The following is a 16,812-nucleotide window of genomic DNA, read 5'->3' on the forward strand; positions in this document are numbered from 1 at the left end:
GTCAAACACTAATCTACATCACACATTTTAATGAATCTTCTAACAAGAGCGCTTACATTTGCTATGTTGTTGGCTGTATGATGTTTAGGAATTCTCTACAACCTGCTCGACCAGAACACTAAATCCAATACGCAGGTTCACAATTTCCCTGGTGTTGGCGCAATATTCGCGCACCCCGGCCTAGGTCGGGGTCATTTTTTTTCAGCTTCCGCTACCCACGCCCGTAATACCTGCACGTCGTTACGCCATTCCTGCTTCAGCTCATCCACCCAGTCCTGCACGTTATCCCACCACGCCGGCAACGTCGGGGTTTGAATTTGCTGTGCCAGCTGTTGCAAATGACGCAGCCCCACCGAACCCGCTGCACCTTTAATTTTGTGCCCTTCTTCCGTGATGCCTTTCTGGTCACGCGCGGTCATATTGGAATCCAACACCGCCAGATAGCCCGGCATCATTTGCTCAAACATCTCCAGGCTCTGATGGATCAACTGCGGCCCCACCAGGTCCATGTACTGTTCCAGCATGGTGGTATCCAGTAAAGACTCATTAATCTGCATCGTCTTTTGCTCCATTTTCTTTGTGGTGTGAGAGGGTTGATGATCCCAGTAATGTTTAATCACCTTGGTCAGCGCCGGCACCGACAGCGGCTTGCTCAGCACGTCGTCCATCCCCGCGTCGAGATACTCTTTTTTGTCTTTCAGCACGTTGGCAGTCAATGCAACCAGCGGCGGCAGCGCCTGTCCGGCATAGCGCTCTCGCAGCAACCGGGCGATATCCAGCCCGGTCATGTCCGGCAATTGGATATCCAGCAACACCAGATCGAACTCGTCTGGATCAAACATCGCCAGCGCATCCTTGCCGTTCATCGCTACTTCGACGCTGTTGCCCAGCTTCTCCAGCACCGAACGCGCCACAATCACGTTCAGCTCGATATCTTCGACCAGCAGAATATGCAGCGCCGGTAATGGCAGGGCCTCCTCCGCCTGCGTTTCACTTTCCGCTTCCTTCACCGCCGGCGCCTGGATGGTCAAAGTGAAGCAAGAACCGTGCCCTTGCACGCTGTTGACTGTGATATCGCCGCCCATGCTCTGCGCCAAGCGCTTGGAAACCGCCAGCCCAATGCCGGTGCCGGTCGCCGGACGGCCGCCGTGCTGGTCCTTGACCTGATAATACATGGCGAAGATTTTGTCCTGCTCATCCTTCGGAATCCCCATGCCGGAGTCTTCCACCTCAAACACCAACCGATCCTGCTCTTCGCGGCGTACGCGGACCACAATTTGCCCCTGCGGCGTGAACTTCACCGCATTGCCGATCAGGTTCCACAAGATCTGACGCAGGCGGGTACCGTCGGTGATGATTTGCTGCGGCAGCGGTTGCTGCGGCTCCATCACAAACTGCAGGCCTTTCGGCTGAGCCAACAGACCGGAGAGGTTTTCCAGGTCCGCCAGGAAGCCGGTGAAATCTACCGGTTGATTGTCGAGCTGCACTTTGCGCCGCTCAAGCTTGTCCATCTCGATAATGTCGTTGAAGATATTGCCCAGGGTAATGGCGCTGACATGGATGGTTTTGAGGTATTTCAGCTGTTCGTCGTTTAACTCGGTATCGAGCAGAATGCGGCTCAGCCCGACAATGCCGTTAAGCGGCGTACGAAGCTCGTGGCTGATCGTGGAGATGAAGGTGGTCTTGTCCCTGCTGGCATTCTCCAGCGCGTCCTGATAGCGCTTACGCTCGGTTATATCGCGGCCGAAGCCCATCAGCCCATGCCGTTTGCCAACGCGATCGTAAAACGGCACTTTGCGCAGCTCAAAACAGGCCTTCCGCCCATCCGGATAGACCAGCCACTGTTCGTAGGTCAGCGAAACGTTGTGTCGGAACACTTTCTCATCGGTTTCTATCACCTTTTCGGCGATTTCCTGGCCGTAAACGTCATACGGCGTCAGGCCAATCAGCTGTTTTTCACTTTTGCCGGTCAGCAGCTCCATCGCCCGGTTACAGCCGGAGAATTCTTTGTCTTCGTTACGGTAATACACCAGATCCGGCGAGGCATCGAGGAAAGAACGCAACAGCGCCGACTGCTGGCCCAGTTCGATTTGCGCCAGTTCACGTTGTTCCATCTCTTCCGTCAGCTTGTCCATCACCTGCTGGCGTTCTTCCTCCGCCTTGATACGATCGGCAATTTCCTGATTCAGCTGGCTGATGTTGTCCTTAAGCTGCTGGTTCAGCTCCAGATCGCGGTGGCGCATCTCTTCCAGCTTATCTACCAGCCGCGCCAGGCGCTGGCGTGATTCTTCAAGCTGTTCGACCACCACCGACAGAAAGTAGACTGCCCAGGGCGTAATCAACAGGCCGAAGAAGATTGAGCGCACCACGTCGATGCTTTCCACTTCGCCGCGCAGCAGCATGGTCACCGCCATCTGCACCACCATCGCCAGCACCACCAGCGCCGACGCCAGCAGCAGCGAAAAGCGTACCAGCCCCAGTTTTACCATTAAATCAACGTAGTACTGGGCTAACACCCGGATTTGCTTCATAGCCGCTCCCATCAGACAGAATCGTCTAAATCATACCGTAAAACACCGAGGAGATAAGGAAGCAAACGTCGAAGTGTGGGAAAGATTGCAAATCAAAACAGCGATCAAGGGCGATATTGCTGCTTTTCATCCAATCGGCTGCCCTGCCCGCCATGGCGTTGCAAATAGCCGCCGACCGCCTGCATGCCGTTCCAGCGGTTTTCGCACCATAACGGTGCCAACAGCGTCGGCCGACGCGCGCTGGCGGAAATACGGTGATATACCACCTCCTTCGGCGTGTGGCGGATCATCTCTCCGGCGCTGGCGGCGTATGCCTCCAGCGACAGTTCAGGCAACCGGCCCGCCTGCCAGGCCCGCGCCAGCGTGCTGCCGGTCACGATGTGCAGCGGATGCAGCTTGATGCCATCCACGCCGCTGTCCACCACCCGTTGTAACGTGGTCAGATGTTCGGCGGCGCTTTCCCCCGGCAGCCCAACAATCAGATGGCTGCACACCTTCAGCCCGCGTTCGCGCGCCAGCCGGGCGGTGTGCTGATAACAGGAGAAATTGTGGCCGCGGTTAATGCGCTTTAGCGTTTTATCGTGCGCCGTCTGCAGCCCGAGTTCCAGCCACACTTCGTAGCCTTTTTCGCGGTAACTCGCCAGCAGATCCAGGGCGGCAGGTGGCACGCAGTCCGGCCGGGTTCCAACACAAATGCCGACCATATCCGCCTGTCCCAGCGCCTGGCGGTACATCTCCGCCAGCAGATTCACTTCTGCATAAGTACTGGTATAGGCCTGGAAATAGGCCAGGTAGCGTTTTGCGCGATTCACCCTGCCGGCCTGCAGCGCCAACTGTTCGGCGATGCTTTGATGCTGCATCTGTTCATCGGCAAAAGAAGCGACATTGCAGAAGGTACAGCCACCACGCCCCAACGTGCCGTCGCGATTCGGGCAACTGAACCCGCCGTGCAGGGTGAGTTTATGGATCTTTTCGCCGTATCGCCGCTGAAGGTCGGCACCAAACATATTGACTAATTGCGGCAACTGCATAATCTTGGAGGTCTCTGTGCTCAAAGCCCGTGATGCTAATAAAAAACGGCTTTTCCCGCGATGACAGAGATCAACGCTTTCTCCGCAAGGCTTCACCAAGCATAACTATTCATTATAAATGCAAATAAAATCATCTTGGCCGAGATGAATTTTTCTTATTTCCACGCAACCGTTAACGCCAGTATGACAAAGCGATGAAAAATAGTTGTAAAAAACAAAAAAGAATAAGTTATTAGAATAAAACTCTGACATTCCCACCCGCACTAGCATGGTGCAGAGATTCAGGCGTTGCACTATAGTGAGACAGCTCACATTTCTTCGGGGTATGACACTCCTCCATGCAAGCTTAAAAAACGCCAAAAAACAATTAATATCAAATAATTAAATACAGTTATTTCATTAAAAAACCCCCTTAGGCCTATATTTGACCTGCGTATTCTTTCTCGCTAAGTTGGAAGTCCGCTGGAAGCTTTCTGGACGGGCAAACGTCTCGTCATATTTATGCAGTAATTTAAGACTCCCTCTTAAAACAAGTCATTTACCACTTGTGAGCACCATCACGAGAGGCCATTGACGGAGGGCGGAAAAGCAGATCGGCGATATTCAGCTTGCTGATTGGACTTCTGCCTGACGTTGAGAAGCCCGCTCGTGAGTCGGTTGTGAGAGTCACGCAGAGCCTGGGGAGGTTCACTGATATGTTGTACGATAAATCCCAAGAGCGGGACAACTGTGGTTTCGGCCTGATCGCCCACATAGAAGGCGAACCTAGCCATAAGGTCGTGCGTACCGCGATTCACGCACTGGCCCGCATGCAGCACCGTGGCGCAATCCTTGCTGACGGCAAGACTGGCGACGGTTGCGGCCTGTTATTACAAAAGCCCGACCGCTTTTTCCGCATGGTGGCGGAAGAGCGCAGCTGGCGCTTAGCCAAGAACTACGCCGTTGGCATGATGTTCCTCAGCCAGAACGAAGAGGAAGCCCGTGCCAGCCGCCGCATTGTAGAAGAAGAGCTGCAGAACGAAACGCTGTCGGTTGTTGGCTGGCGTGAAGTGCCGACCAACCCAGACGTTTTGGGTGAAATTGCCCTCTCCTCCCTGCCGCGTATTGAACAGATTTTCGTTAACGCCCCGGCCGGTTGGCGCCCACGCGATATGGAACGCCGCCTGTTTATCGCGCGCCGCCGTATCGAGAAGCGCGTCCAGGACGACAGCTTCTATGTATGCAGCTTCTCGAATCTGGTGACGATCTATAAAGGCCTGTGCATGCCTGCGGATCTGCCCCGTTTCTATCTTGATTTGGCGGACCTGCGTCTGGAGTCGGCCATCTGCCTGTTCCACCAGCGTTTTTCCACCAACACCGTACCACGCTGGCCGCTGGCGCAGCCGTTCCGCTACCTGGCGCACAACGGCGAAATCAACACCATCACCGGCAACCGCCAATGGGCGCGCGCCCGTACTTATAAATTCCAGACGCCGCTGATCCCGGATCTGCAAACGGCAGCGCCTTTCGTTAACGAAACCGGTTCCGACTCCAGCTCGCTGGATAACATGCTGGAGCTGTTGCTGGCAGGCGGTATGGACTTAATCCGCGCCATGCGCCTGCTGGTTCCGCCAGCCTGGCAGAACAACCCGGATATGGATACCGATCTGCGTGCCTTCTTCGACTTCAACTCGATGCACATGGAGCCGTGGGACGGCCCTGCCGGTATCGTGATGTCCGACGGCCGCTACGCCGCCTGTAACCTGGACCGTAACGGTCTGCGTCCGGCACGCTACGTCATCACCAAAGACAAGCTGATTACCTGTGCCTCTGAAGTCGGCATCTGGGATTACCAGCCGGATGAAGTGGTCGAGAAAGGCCGCGTGGGCCCTGGCGAGCTGATGGTGATCGATACCCGCAGCGGCAAGATCCTGCACTCTGCCGAAACCGACGACGATCTGAAAAGCCGCCACCCGTATAAAGAGTGGATGGAAAAGAACGTCAAGCGGCTGGTGCCGTTCGAAGACCTGCCGGCCGATCAGGTCGGCAGTCGTGAGCTTGACGACTCGCAGCTCGAGACTTACCAGAAACAGTTCGGCTACAGCAGCGAAGAACTGGATCAGGTGATCCGCGTGCTGGGGGAGATTGGCCAGGAAGCTACCGGCTCAATGGGTGACGATACCCCGTTTGCCGTACTGTCCAGCCGCCCACGCATCATCTATGACTATTTCCGTCAGCAGTTCGCTCAGGTGACCAACCCGCCTATCGATCCGCTGCGCGAAGCGCACGTCATGTCGCTGGCCACCAGCATCGGCCGCGAAATGAACGTGTTTTGCGAAGCCGAAGGCCAGGCGCACCGTTTAAGCTTTAAATCGCCGATCCTGCTGTATTCCGACTTCAAACAGCTCACTACGCTGGAAGGCGAATACTATCGGGCCGACACGCTCGATCTGACCTTTGATCCAGCGGAGCAGGATCTGGAGCAGACCATCCGTTCGCTGTGCGACGAAGCGGAACGTAAAGTCCGCGACGGTGCCGTGCTGCTGGTGCTGTCAGACCGTGCCATCACCCCCCAACGTCTGCCGGTGCCTGCGCCAATGGCCGTTGGTGCGATCCAGACCCGTCTGGTCGAGAAAAGCCTGCGCTGCGATGCCAACATCATTGTTGAAACCGCCAGTGCCCGTGACCCGCACCATTTCGCCGTGCTGTTAGGCTTTGGCGCGACGGCGGTCTACCCCTACCTGGCTTACGAAACGCTGGCCAAATTGGTAGATACCCAGGCAATCGACAAGAAATACCGTGAAGTGATGCTGAACTACCGTAACGGCATCAATAAAGGCTTATACAAGATCATGTCCAAAATGGGCATCTCTACTATCGCCTCTTACCGCTGCGCCAAGCTGTTCGAAGCCGTCGGCCTGCACCGCGATCTGTCCGATTTGTGTTTCCAGGGCGTGGTCAGCCGCATCGGCGGCGCCAGCTTCAGCGACATCCAACAGGATCTGCAGAACCTGTCCAAGCGTGCGTGGTTGAAACGTAAACCGCTGGAACAGGGCGGCCTGCTGAAGTTCGTCCACGACGGCGAGTACCATGCGTACAACCCTGACGTGGTGAGCACGTTGCAAACGGCAGTGCACAGCGGCAAATACAGCGACTATCAGGCTTACGCCAAGCTGGTGAACGAGCGCCCGGTGGCCATGCTGCGCGACCTGTTGGCCATCACGCCGAAGGGCACGCCAATTCCGGTTGATCAGGTTGAACCTGCTGAATCGCTGTTCAAACGTTTCGATACCGCAGCGATGTCCATCGGTGCCCTGAGCCCGGAAGCGCACGAGTCGTTGGCAATCGCCATGAACAGCCTCGGCGGTTTCTCCAACTCCGGCGAAGGCGGTGAAGATCCGGCCCGTTACGGCACCAACAAAGTGTCGCGCATCAAGCAGGTGGCATCCGGCCGTTTCGGCGTGACGCCGGCTTACCTGGTGAATGCCGATGTGATCCAAATTAAAGTGGCGCAAGGAGCCAAGCCGGGTGAAGGCGGCCAGTTGCCGGGGGATAAGGTTACCCCTTATATCGCCAAGCTGCGTTATTCGGTACCGGGCGTGACGCTGATTTCGCCACCACCGCACCACGACATCTACTCGATTGAAGATCTGGCACAGCTGATTTTCGACCTGAAACAGGTCAACCCGAAGGCCATGATCTCGGTGAAGCTGGTTTCCGAACCGGGCGTGGGCACCATCGCCACCGGCGTGGCGAAAGCCTATGCCGATCTGATCACCATCGCCGGCTACGACGGCGGCACCGGCGCCAGCCCGCTGTCTTCAGTGAAATACGCCGGCTGTCCGTGGGAATTGGGCCTGGTGGAAACCCAGCAAGCGTTGGTGGCCAACGGCCTGCGCCATAAAATCCGCCTGCAGGTGGATGGTGGCCTGAAAACCGGTGTGGATATCGTGAAAGCGGCAATTTTGGGTGCGGAAAGCTTCGGCTTCGGCACCGGTCCAATGGTGGCGCTGGGTTGTAAGTACTTGCGTATCTGTCACCTGAACAACTGCGCTACCGGCGTGGCAACTCAGGATGAAAAACTGCGCCGCGATCATTACCACGGCCTGCCGGAACGCGTGACCAACTACTTCCAGTTTATCGCGCGCGAAACCCGCGAGATCATGGCGCAGTTAGGGGTTAGCCAACTGGTGGATCTGATTGGTCGTACCGATTTCCTGACCGAACTGGACGGTATCTCCGCCAAGCAGAACAAGCTGGATCTGTCGCCGTTGCTGAAAACCGCCACGCCGCATCCGGGCAAGGCGCTGCATTGCACCGAAAGCAGCAACCCGCCGTTCGACCAAGGGTTGATGAACAAGGATCTGCTGGCGCAGGCGGAACCGCATATTGAAGCGAAAAGCAGCAAAGCCTTCTACTTCGATATCCGCAACACCGACCGTTCAGTGGGCGCTACCCTGTCCGGAGCCATCGCTACCGTGCACGGTGACCAGGGCATGGCGGCCGATCCGATCAAGGCCTACTTCTCCGGTACCGCCGGCCAGAGCTTCGGCGTATGGAATGCGGGCGGCGTAGAACTGACCCTGACCGGCGACGCCAACGACTACGTTGGCAAAGGCATGGCAGGCGGCCGTATCGCCGTGCGTCCACCTATTGGCTCCGCGTTCCGCAGTCATGAAGCCAGCATTATCGGCAACACCTGCCTGTACGGCGCTACCGGCGGCAAGCTGTTCGCTGCGGGCCGTGCGGGGGAACGCTTCGCCGTACGTAACTCCGGTGCCATCACCGTGGTAGAAGGCATCGGCGACAACGGTTGTGAATACATGACCGGCGGCATCGTCTGCGTGCTGGGTAAAACCGGCATCAACTTTGGTGCGGGCATGACCGGCGGCTTCGCCTACGTGCTGGATGAAGACGGCGAGTTCCGTAAACGTGTGAACCCAGAACTGGTGGAAGTGTTGGATGTCGACCAACTGGCAATTCATGAAGAGCACCTGCGCGGATTGATTACCGAGCACGTGCAGGCGACCGGTTCTTCGCGTGCGGAAGAGATCCTGGCCAACTGGCCGGAATGGGCACCGAAGTTTGCTCTGGTCAAGCCGAAGTCCAGTGATGTCAAAGCATTGTTGGGTCACCGTAGTCGTTCCGCAGCCGAGCTGCGGGTTCAGGCGCAGTAAGAGGTCATTAAATGAGTCAGAATGTTTATCAATTTATCGACCTGCAGCGCGTTGATCCGCCAAAGAAACCGCTGAAGATCCGTAAAATTGAGTTTGTAGAGATTTACGAGCCGTTTTCGGAAACTCAGGCGAAAGCGCAGGCGGACCGCTGCCTGTCTTGCGGTAACCCTTATTGCGAATGGAAATGCCCGGTTCACAACTACATCCCGAACTGGCTGAAGCTGGCGAATGAAGGTCGCATCATGGAGGCGGCGGATCTGGCGCACCAGACCAACAGCCTGCCGGAAGTCTGCGGCCGCGTTTGCCCACAGGATCGCCTGTGTGAAGGCTCTTGTACTCTCAACGATGAGTTCGGTGCGGTGACCATCGGTAACATCGAGCGCTATATCAGCGACAAAGCGATCGAAATGGGCTGGAAGCCGGACATGTCCCATGTGCTGCCTACCGGCAAACGGGTGGCGGTGATCGGTGCCGGTCCTGCCGGTCTGGCCTGTGCCGATGTGCTGACCCGCAATGGCGTGAAAGCGGTGGTTTACGATCGTCATCCCGAGATCGGTGGCCTGCTGACCTTCGGTATTCCGGCCTTCAAGCTGGAAAAAGAAGTGATGGTGAAGCGTCGTGGCATCTTCAGCGAGATGGGCATTGAATTCCAACTCAACACTGAAGTGGGCAAAGACATCGCCATGGAAACGCTGCTGAGTGAGTTTGACGCGGTGTTCCTCGGCGTCGGTACTTATCAGTCGATGCGTGGTGGTCTGGAGAATGAAGACGCGCCGGGAGTCTATGACGCATTGCCGTTCCTGATCGCCAACACTAAACAGCTTATGGGTTATCAAGCCGAGCAGCATGAACCGTATGTCAGCATGGAAGGCAAACGCGTGGTGGTACTGGGCGGCGGTGATACCGCGATGGACTGCGTACGCACCTCTATCCGTCAGGGCGCCACCGAGGTTATCTGCGCCTACCGTCGTGATGAAGCCAACATGCCAGGCTCCAAGCGCGAAGTGAAAAACGCGCGTGAGGAAGGGGTTGATTTCAAATTTAACCTGCAGCCGCTGAGCATCGAACTGAACAGCGCCGGCCGCGTCGCCGGTGTGAAAATGGTTCGTACCCAGTTGGGCGCGCCAGACGCCAATGGTCGTCAGGTTGCAGAACAGGTGCCAGGCTCCGAGCACGTTATCGATGCCGATGCCGTGGTCATGGCGTTTGGTTTCCGTCCGCACCAGATGGACTGGCTGGCTGCCCACGACGTCGAGCTCGACAAGCAAGGTCGTATCGTGGCACCGGAAAGCACCGATAACGCCTTCCAGACCAGCAACCCGAAAATCTTCGCCGGTGGCGATGCGGTACGCGGTTCTGACCTGGTGGTGACGGCGATTGCCGAAGGGCGTAAAGCCGCCGATGGCATCATGAGCTATCTGGAAGTGTAATTTTTCGCTGACTTCCCCCCAAGGGCCCGCAGCCAAAACTGCCGGGCCTTTGTTTTTTCACCGCAGCCCACACGCTTTGTAACACCCCCTTTTGCCCAACGCGCTATAGTATTGAGTTAGCATCACTCAGGGGCGCTGCTGCGTCTGATATCTTGATAAGGATAGCTAACCATGAAATTCTCCTTTGCCTTACTGACTGGCGCACTGCTGGTTGTCAGCTTCAATTCACTGGCCATGTCGCTCGACTCTCAGGAAGTGGGTTATAACATTGAGGCACGCGGTGCGGCGTCGGTGGTAGCACAACTGGCTAAAGCAGGCCAGCTTGCCGCGGTAGAAAAAAACATCAAACTGGGCGACGATAACTGGATCGCGCTGGCCCCTAAACTGGCCAATGGCGGTAACGCCTCATTTACCGCCGGCGTGAAGTCAGCCCTGTCTTCCGCGTTGGTCTATAACCCCGCGGCGGTGCTGCATGCCCTCGACAAAGGCAATAACTTACCGATCAACGATATCTGTACCGCGCCGCCGGAAGTGCAAGGTGATACCGCTATCACCACGTTCAAGCAGCGCGCCACCCATGCACTCACCACCGTCCGTATCGGCGATCTCAGTGCACCGCGTGACGCCTGTATCGCCTCATTGAAAAGCTAAGCCAAGCTGGATCGCAGGCAATAAAAAAGGTCGCCGAAGCGACCTTTGGTGTTCACTACCGCGAGGTTATTTCACCACGCGCAGTGCCGGGCGGCCACCACGTGGCGGCGGAGGCGGTTCATCGTCCGAATCGTTATCTTCACTCAGATCCGGCCGATCGCCATCAATCACCGACATCAGGCTTTCCGATGGGATCGTCTCATTGTCCAGGCCTTCAAACGCGCCTTCCGCTTCATAAGCGGCTTCCGGTTCGAACATGGTGCCTGCACCGTTCTCACGCGCATAGATCGCCAGCACGGCTGCCATTGGCACAGAAACCTGACGCGGCACACCGCCGAAACGTGCGTTGAAATGCACTTCGTCGTTGCCCAGTTCCAGATTGCCCACCGCACGCGGCGCAATGTTCAGAACAATCTGTCCATCGCGGGCGAATTCCATCGGCACTTGCACATCAGGACGCGTCACATCTACCACCAGATGCGGTGTTAGCTGATTGTCCAGCAACCAGTCATAGAACGCCCGTAGCAAATACGGACGGCGTGGTGTCATCTGAGACATATCCATAACGCTTAGCCCCGAGTCTGCAGGCGCATTTCGCGCTCGGCTTCGGTCAGGGAGGCCAGGAAGGCATCGCGTTCGAACACGCGGGTCATGTATCCTTTCAGCTCTTTGGAGCCAGCACCGCTCAGCTCAATGCCTAACTGCGGTAAACGCCACAGCAGCGGCGCCAGGTAGCAATCCACCAGGCTGAACTCTTCGCTCATGAAATACGGCGTCTGACCAAAGATAGGGGCAATCGCCAGCAGCTCTTCGCGCAGTTGACGGCGAGCTGATTCAGCTTCTTGACCGTTGCTCTGCTCGATTTTGTACATCAGCGAATACCAGTTTTTCTCGATACGCAGCATCATCAGGCGGCTCTCGCCGCGCGCGACCGGATAAACCGGCATCAACGGCGGGTGCGGGAAGCGCTCATCAAGGTATTCCATGATGATACGGGATTCATACAGGGTCAGTTCGCGATCGACCAGCGTAGGCACCGTCTGGTACGGGTTGAGGTCAATCAGATCCTGCGGCAGGTTATCCAACTCAACCTGCTCAATCTCGACGCTGACACCTTTCTCCGCCAGTACGATACGTACTTGATGGCTAAAAATGTCGGTCGGGCCAGAGAACAGCGTCATTACCGAACGTTTGTTGGCAGCGACAGCCATGAAAACCTCCAAGTTATCTAGAAAATACTGCGAATAGCCCACTGACAGGCTGCTATCCTGAATGATCTTGACCGCAGGCCAGCAACTCGCAGCTAAACCTTAGGTCTTAAAAACCGGCCTCGGAGGTAAACTGATAACTGCTGCATGGCGAACAGGCGCAAAAGTGGATGATAGTTTACCAGATTTTGCTTGTTTTGTGGGGGCTGTGCGGCGAATTCGTATTGAATTGTCTGATATACCAAAGATTTTAGTAGCAGCGACGTGATTTTCAGGCATAAAAAAACCCGGTGAAGCACCGGGTTTTTTGCGTAAATTCCACTGCCGAAGCAGTAAAAAATTAACGCTTGGAGAACTGCGGACGGCGACGTGCTTTACGCAGACCGACTTTCTTACGTTCAACCTGACGGGCGTCACGAGTGACGAAGCCAGCTTTACGCAATTCTGCACGCAGAGTCTCGTCGTACTCCATCAGTGCACGGGTGATACCGTGACGGATAGCACCAGCTTGACCAGAGATACCACCACCTTTAACGGTGATGTACAGGTCAAATTTACCAACCATGTCAGTCAGTTCCAGCGGTTGACGAACTACCATGCGGGCAGTTTCGCGACCGAAGTACTGTTCCAGGCTGCGCTGGTTAATTACGATGTTACCACTGCCCGGCTTGATGAAAACGCGAGCGGCGGAGCTTTTGCGGCGACCAGTGCCGTAGTATTGATTTTCAGCCATTGCCTATAATCCCGATTAGATGTCAAGAACTTGCGGTTGCTGTGCCGCATGAGTGTGCTCGTTGCCCGCGTAAACTTTCAGTTTACGGAACATTGCACGACCCAACGGACCCTTTGGCAGCATGCCTTTAACCGCGATTTCAATCACGCGCTCAGGACGGCGGGCAATCATCTCTTCAAAGGTCGCTTGCTTGATACCACCGATGTGGCCGGTGTGGTGGTAATACACCTTGTCTGTACGCTTGTTGCCGGTTACAGCAACTTTTTCTGCGTTCAGAACGATGATGTAGTCACCGGTATCAACGTGCGGGGTGTATTCCGCTTTATGCTTGCCGCGCAGACGACGAGCCAGTTCAGTAGCGAGACGGCCTAAAGTTTTACCATCTGCATCAACAACGTACCAGTCGCGTTGAACGCTCTCTGGTTTAGCTGTAAAAGTTTTCATTAGAAAGCTTACCCAATAATTAGTTACACGTTGGTGAACACCCAAACGCTCGAAAACAGTTGAGGCTCACACGACCATACAAGTCCAGCAAACCTACCCCTTCGAATAGCCATTGCCGGCACTATAAAGTTTTTGGGAAAAAAAACTTTGTTGTAACGTGGGGTCGCAAGATTATAGAGAAGTCGCTCACAAAGATCGAACGCTTTTTGAATGGAAACGCAATTAATCGCCAGCAGCGGAAAATCGGGGACGCCGGCGGTGGCGCCCCCGGCCAATCAAGGCAGATGCGGCAACTTGAGATACTCCTCGCTTTGCATCTCCTGCAGACGTGACAGGCAACGCTGGTACTCAAACTTCAGCCGCTCGCCCTGGTAAATCTCGAACATCGAGGCTTCGGCAGCGATCACCAACTTGACGTGACGCTCGTAAAATTCATCCACCAACGCCAGGAAGCGGCGTGCGGTATTTTCCTTCAACGGCCCCATCACGCGCACATTATACAGGATAACGCTGTGGTAGAGGCGCGATAAGGCGATGTAATCGAGCTGGCTGCGTGCTTCCTCGCACAAGGTATGAAAATCAACGGCCAGCACGCCGTCTACCGCGTGGATAACCTGCAGCGGCCGGTGATTGATCTGCAATACCGGTGCCGCCTCGCCTTTCTTGCCGGCCAGTTTCACGAACATCTGATCCATGGTCTGCCGGGTTTGTTCATCCAGCGGCGTCAGATACAGGTGCGCCTGAGTCAGGGTGCGCAGACGATAATCAATGCCGGCGTCAACGTTCATCACATCGCAATACTCGTTAATCAGGTCGATCGCCGGCAGGAAGCGCGCGCGCTGCAGACCGTTGCGATACAGATCGTCCGGCGGAATATTGGAGGTGGCGACCAGCGTGATGCCACGGGAAAACAGCGCCTGCAACAGCGTCGCCAGCAGCATGGCGTCGGTGATATCGGAAACAAAGAACTCGTCGAAACACAGCACGTCGGTTTGCGCCTTGAAACCATCAGCGATGATTTCCAGCGGATTTTCCTGCCCCTGCAATTCGGTCAGCTCTTCGTGCACCCGCAGCATGAAGCGGTGGAAATGCAGCCGTAGCTTGCGGTCACCCGGCAGGCTGTGGAAAAACATATCCATCAGCCAGGTTTTGCCACGCCCGACCCCGCCCCACATATATAAGCCCTGCACCGGCCGCTGTTTTGCCGTTTCGCTGCTTTTGCCCAGCAAACGGCTCAGCTTGCCGCGCAGACCGCCGGCAGGTGCACTGACGGCCGGTATTTGCTGCAAGGCCTGATAGATATGATCCAGTTGAGTGACGGCCTGGCGTTGAACCTCATCGGCCTGGTATTCCCCCGCAGCAAGCAGCCGCTGGTAGCGTGATAACGGTGATTGTGCCTGCATCTGTTCGATGTTCCCTAAGAACGCTTAGAAATTATTTAGCCCATTTTCGCGACATATTACGGCTGGTTAGCCCTCATATCGCCACAAATGCCCACTCTGAGCGGCGCTGAAAACCCTGTAAAAATCAGGTCAAAGCTCATCAGGATTCCACTCGGACAAGGTTAACGGTTATAGTGGATATTATTAAGTGAAAAATCCCTGCGGAACAACGAAGTCAAAATAGGAGTCATCATGACCTGGGAGTATGCGCTGATTGGTTTGGTGGTCGGTATCGTCATTGGTGCGGTAGCGATGCGTTTTGGTAACCGTAAATTACGTCAACAACAAGTTTTGCAGAACGAGTTGGATAAGAGCAAAACCGAGCTGGAAGAGTATCGTCAGGAGTTGGTCGGTCATTTTGCCCGCAGCGCCGAGCTGCTGGACAACATGGCACGCGATTATCGCCAGCTGTATCAGCATATGGCGAAAAGCTCAAACAACCTGCTGCCGGATCTGCCGATGCAGGAAAATCCGTTCCGCTATCGCCTGACCGAAGCCGAAGCGGATAACGATCAGGCGCCGGTAGAAATGCCGCGCGACTACTCCGAAGGCGCATCAGGCCTGCTACGTGGCGAACGTCCACGTCGCGACTAAACGCCGTTCTTCGCCCGTGGGCCAGTCCCACGGGTTTTTGATCCTCCTCATACTTCTTCCCCCACGCTGAGCTATCCTTAACGCAGACGTTTGAGTGAACTTTTCACGCAAATTCACGGTCTTACCCTTCACTATGGTATTGCTGCTGCTTTATCATCACTATTCCACCGGCAGGTATTGAGAGAGCTATTATCAATGAAGAAAAAGTCGTTAATTCTTAGTGCATTGGCAATGAGTATTGGCCTCACACTGACCTCCGTACCGGCTGCCACCGCCGCGATGCCCGTCGCCGTTCAAGGGCAACCGCTGCCAAGCCTGGCGCCGATGCTGGAGAAGGTCTTGCCCGCAGTGGTCAGCGTACATGTTGAAGGAACCCAGGTACAACGCCAGCAAGTTCCGGAGGAGTTCAGACGCTTCTTTGGCCCTGGTGGCCCTGGGCAACAGCAAAGCTCACGCCCGTTTGAAGGCTTGGGTTCCGGCGTCATCATCGACGCCGCCAAGGGCTATGTGCTGACCAACAACCACGTGATCAACAACGCCGATAAAATCAGCGTACAGTTGAACGATGGCCGTGAAGTGGACGCCAAGCTGGTAGGCCGTGACGAACAGTCCGATATCGCCCTGCTGCAGCTCAACGACGTGAAAAACCTGACCGCTATAAAAATGGCGGACTCCGATAAACTGCGGGTCGGTGATTTCGCCGTGGCCGTCGGCAACCCGTTTGGCCTGGGCCAAACCGCCACTTCAGGCATTATTTCCGCGTTGGGCCGCAGTGGCCTGAACCTGGAAGGGTTGGAAAACTTTATTCAGACCGATGCGTCCATCAACCGCGGCAACTCCGGTGGCGCGCTGGTTAACCTTAACGGTGAGCTGATCGGCATCAACACCGCCATTTTGGCGCCAAGCGGCGGCAACGTGGGGATCGGTTTTGCCATTCCGAGCAACATGGCGCAGAACCTCAGCCAGCAGTTGATCGAGTTTGGCGAAGTGAAACGCGGGCTACTGGGCATTAAAGGCAGTGAAATGACCGCCGATATGGCCAAGGCCTTTAATACCGACGCACAACGCGGCGCGTTCGTCAGCGAAGTGCTGCCGAAATCCGCCGCTGCCAAGGCGGGCATCAAGGCCGGCGATATCCTGGTTTCGGTGGACGGCAAGCCTGTCAGCAGTTTCGCCGAGCTGCGCGCCAAGGTCGGTACGACCGCACCGGGCAAAACCATCAAGGTTGGCCTGCTGCGCGACGGCAAACCGCAGGAAGTTTCCGTTACGCTGGATAACAGCGAAAGCGCCTCAACCAATGCCGAAACGCTTTCCCCAGCTCTGCAGGGGGTTTCACTCAGCAACGGGGCAATCCCAAGCGGTGAAAAAGGCGTGAAGATCGATAAAGTGGACAAAGGCTCTGCGGCGGCACAAATCGGGCTGCAGAAAGACGATGTGATCATCGGCGTCAACCGCCAGCGTATTGAGAACATCACGGCACTGCGCAAAGTGCTGGAAGCCAAACCACCGGTCATGGCGCTGAATATCGTGCGCGGCGGCGAAACCATTTATCTGCTGTTGCGCTGATCGTATATTTGTTTAAAAACCGGGCG

At 55.9% G+C, this 16,812-nt stretch carries 12 protein-coding genes; 5 read left to right on the top strand and 7 right to left on the bottom strand.

Annotation, left to right across the window (positions count from 1 at the left end; genetic code table 11):
- Positions 1-191: 191 nt before the first annotated feature.
- Both arcB and AAZT04_RS18350 read right to left on the bottom strand, forming a co-directional pair.
- Positions 192-2,531, bottom strand: a complete 2,340-nt coding sequence (gene arcB, locus AAZT04_RS18345) for an aerobic respiration two-component sensor histidine kinase ArcB (protein WP_020831830.1) — start codon at positions 2,529-2,531, stop codon at positions 192-194.
- Between the two features lie 104 nt (positions 2,532-2,635).
- On the bottom strand, positions 2,636-3,562 hold the full coding sequence (locus tag AAZT04_RS18350; protein WP_116691671.1) for a TIGR01212 family radical SAM protein: 927 nt from the start codon (positions 3,560-3,562) through the stop codon (positions 2,636-2,638).
- A gap of 695 nt (positions 3,563-4,257) precedes the next feature.
- On the opposite strand from AAZT04_RS18350, the gene gltB reads away from it, so the two are divergent.
- From gltB to AAZT04_RS18365, 3 genes are all read left to right on the top strand, one after another.
- On the top strand, positions 4,258-8,718 hold the full coding sequence (gltB, locus tag AAZT04_RS18355) for a glutamate synthase large subunit (RefSeq protein WP_020831832.1): 4,461 nt from the start codon (positions 4,258-4,260) through the stop codon (positions 8,716-8,718).
- An 11-nt stretch (positions 8,719-8,729) separates the two neighbouring features.
- A complete protein-coding gene (locus tag AAZT04_RS18360) occupies positions 8,730-10,148 on the top strand; it encodes a glutamate synthase small subunit (RefSeq protein WP_044553650.1) in 1,419 nt (472 codons plus the stop codon).
- A 171-nt stretch (positions 10,149-10,319) separates the two neighbouring features.
- Positions 10,320-10,799 (top strand): hypothetical protein, encoded by a 480-nt coding sequence (locus AAZT04_RS18365; RefSeq protein ID WP_020831834.1) that lies wholly within the window; start codon positions 10,320-10,322, stop codon positions 10,797-10,799.
- 66 nt (positions 10,800-10,865) lie between these two features.
- Here AAZT04_RS18365 and sspB read toward each other — a convergent pair whose 3' ends face one another.
- From sspB to zapE, 5 genes are all read right to left on the bottom strand, one after another.
- Positions 10,866-11,363 carry a ClpXP protease specificity-enhancing factor gene (gene sspB / locus AAZT04_RS18370; protein WP_046372555.1) on the bottom strand — a complete coding sequence of 166 codons (498 nt, stop codon included), beginning with the start codon at positions 11,361-11,363 and terminating at the stop codon, positions 10,866-10,868.
- A 5-nt stretch (positions 11,364-11,368) separates the two neighbouring features.
- Positions 11,369-12,010, bottom strand: a complete 642-nt coding sequence (gene sspA, locus AAZT04_RS18375; RefSeq protein WP_012147043.1) for a stringent starvation protein SspA — start codon at positions 12,008-12,010, stop codon at positions 11,369-11,371.
- A gap of 337 nt (positions 12,011-12,347) precedes the next feature.
- A complete protein-coding gene (rpsI, locus tag AAZT04_RS18380) occupies positions 12,348-12,740 on the bottom strand; it encodes a 30S ribosomal protein S9 (RefSeq protein ID WP_020831838.1) in 393 nt (130 codons plus the stop codon).
- A gap of 15 nt (positions 12,741-12,755) precedes the next feature.
- Positions 12,756-13,184, bottom strand: coding sequence for a 50S ribosomal protein L13 (gene rplM / locus AAZT04_RS18385; RefSeq protein ID WP_020831840.1), 429 nt, complete (start codon positions 13,182-13,184; stop codon positions 12,756-12,758).
- Between the two features lie 275 nt (positions 13,185-13,459).
- Positions 13,460-14,587 carry a cell division protein ZapE gene (zapE, locus tag AAZT04_RS18390; protein ID WP_349525939.1) on the bottom strand — a complete coding sequence of 376 codons (1,128 nt, stop codon included), beginning with the start codon at positions 14,585-14,587 and terminating at the stop codon, positions 13,460-13,462.
- A gap of 231 nt (positions 14,588-14,818) precedes the next feature.
- On the opposite strand from zapE, the gene zapG reads away from it, so the two are divergent.
- Together zapG and degQ are read left to right on the top strand one after the other, a co-directional pair.
- On the top strand, positions 14,819-15,220 hold the full coding sequence (zapG, locus tag AAZT04_RS18395) for a Z-ring associated protein ZapG (protein WP_020831844.1): 402 nt from the start codon (positions 14,819-14,821) through the stop codon (positions 15,218-15,220).
- Positions 15,221-15,415: 195 nt separating this feature from the next.
- Positions 15,416-16,786, top strand: a complete 1,371-nt coding sequence (gene degQ, locus AAZT04_RS18400) for a serine endoprotease DegQ (protein WP_041415005.1) — start codon at positions 15,416-15,418, stop codon at positions 16,784-16,786.
- The last annotated feature ends 26 nt before the right edge of the window (positions 16,787-16,812 follow it).

Origin of the sequence: Serratia sp. Je.1.23.a, assembly GCF_051129805.1 — a bacterium.
In the GTDB taxonomy this organism is placed as follows: Bacteria; Pseudomonadota; Gammaproteobacteria; order Enterobacterales; family Enterobacteriaceae; genus Serratia; species Serratia liquefaciens.

What these genes read in the sequence shown, in the direction of transcription:
- arcB (WP_020831830.1), bottom strand. Translation starts at nt 2,531, where the DNA reads ATGAAGCAAATCCGGGTGTTAGCCCAGTACTACGTTGATTTAATGGTA.
- AAZT04_RS18350 (WP_116691671.1), bottom strand. Translation starts at nt 3,562, where the DNA reads ATGCAGTTGCCGCAATTAGTCAATATGTTTGGTGCCGACCTTCAGCGG.
- gltB (WP_020831832.1), top strand. Translation starts at nt 4,258, where the DNA reads ATGTTGTACGATAAATCCCAAGAGCGGGACAACTGTGGTTTCGGCCTG.
- AAZT04_RS18360 (WP_044553650.1), top strand. Translation starts at nt 8,730, where the DNA reads ATGAGTCAGAATGTTTATCAATTTATCGACCTGCAGCGCGTTGATCCG.
- AAZT04_RS18365 (WP_020831834.1), top strand. Translation starts at nt 10,320, where the DNA reads ATGAAATTCTCCTTTGCCTTACTGACTGGCGCACTGCTGGTTGTCAGC.
- sspB (WP_046372555.1), bottom strand. Translation starts at nt 11,363, where the DNA reads ATGGATATGTCTCAGATGACACCACGCCGTCCGTATTTGCTACGGGCG.
- sspA (WP_012147043.1), bottom strand. Translation starts at nt 12,010, where the DNA reads ATGGCTGTCGCTGCCAACAAACGTTCGGTAATGACGCTGTTCTCTGGC.
- rpsI (WP_020831838.1), bottom strand. Translation starts at nt 12,740, where the DNA reads ATGGCTGAAAATCAATACTACGGCACTGGTCGCCGCAAAAGCTCCGCC.
- rplM (WP_020831840.1), bottom strand. Translation starts at nt 13,184, where the DNA reads ATGAAAACTTTTACAGCTAAACCAGAGAGCGTTCAACGCGACTGGTAC.
- zapE (WP_349525939.1), bottom strand. Translation starts at nt 14,587, where the DNA reads ATGCAGGCACAATCACCGTTATCACGCTACCAGCGGCTGCTTGCTGCG.
- zapG (WP_020831844.1), top strand. Translation starts at nt 14,819, where the DNA reads ATGACCTGGGAGTATGCGCTGATTGGTTTGGTGGTCGGTATCGTCATT.
- degQ (WP_041415005.1), top strand. Translation starts at nt 15,416, where the DNA reads ATGAAGAAAAAGTCGTTAATTCTTAGTGCATTGGCAATGAGTATTGGC.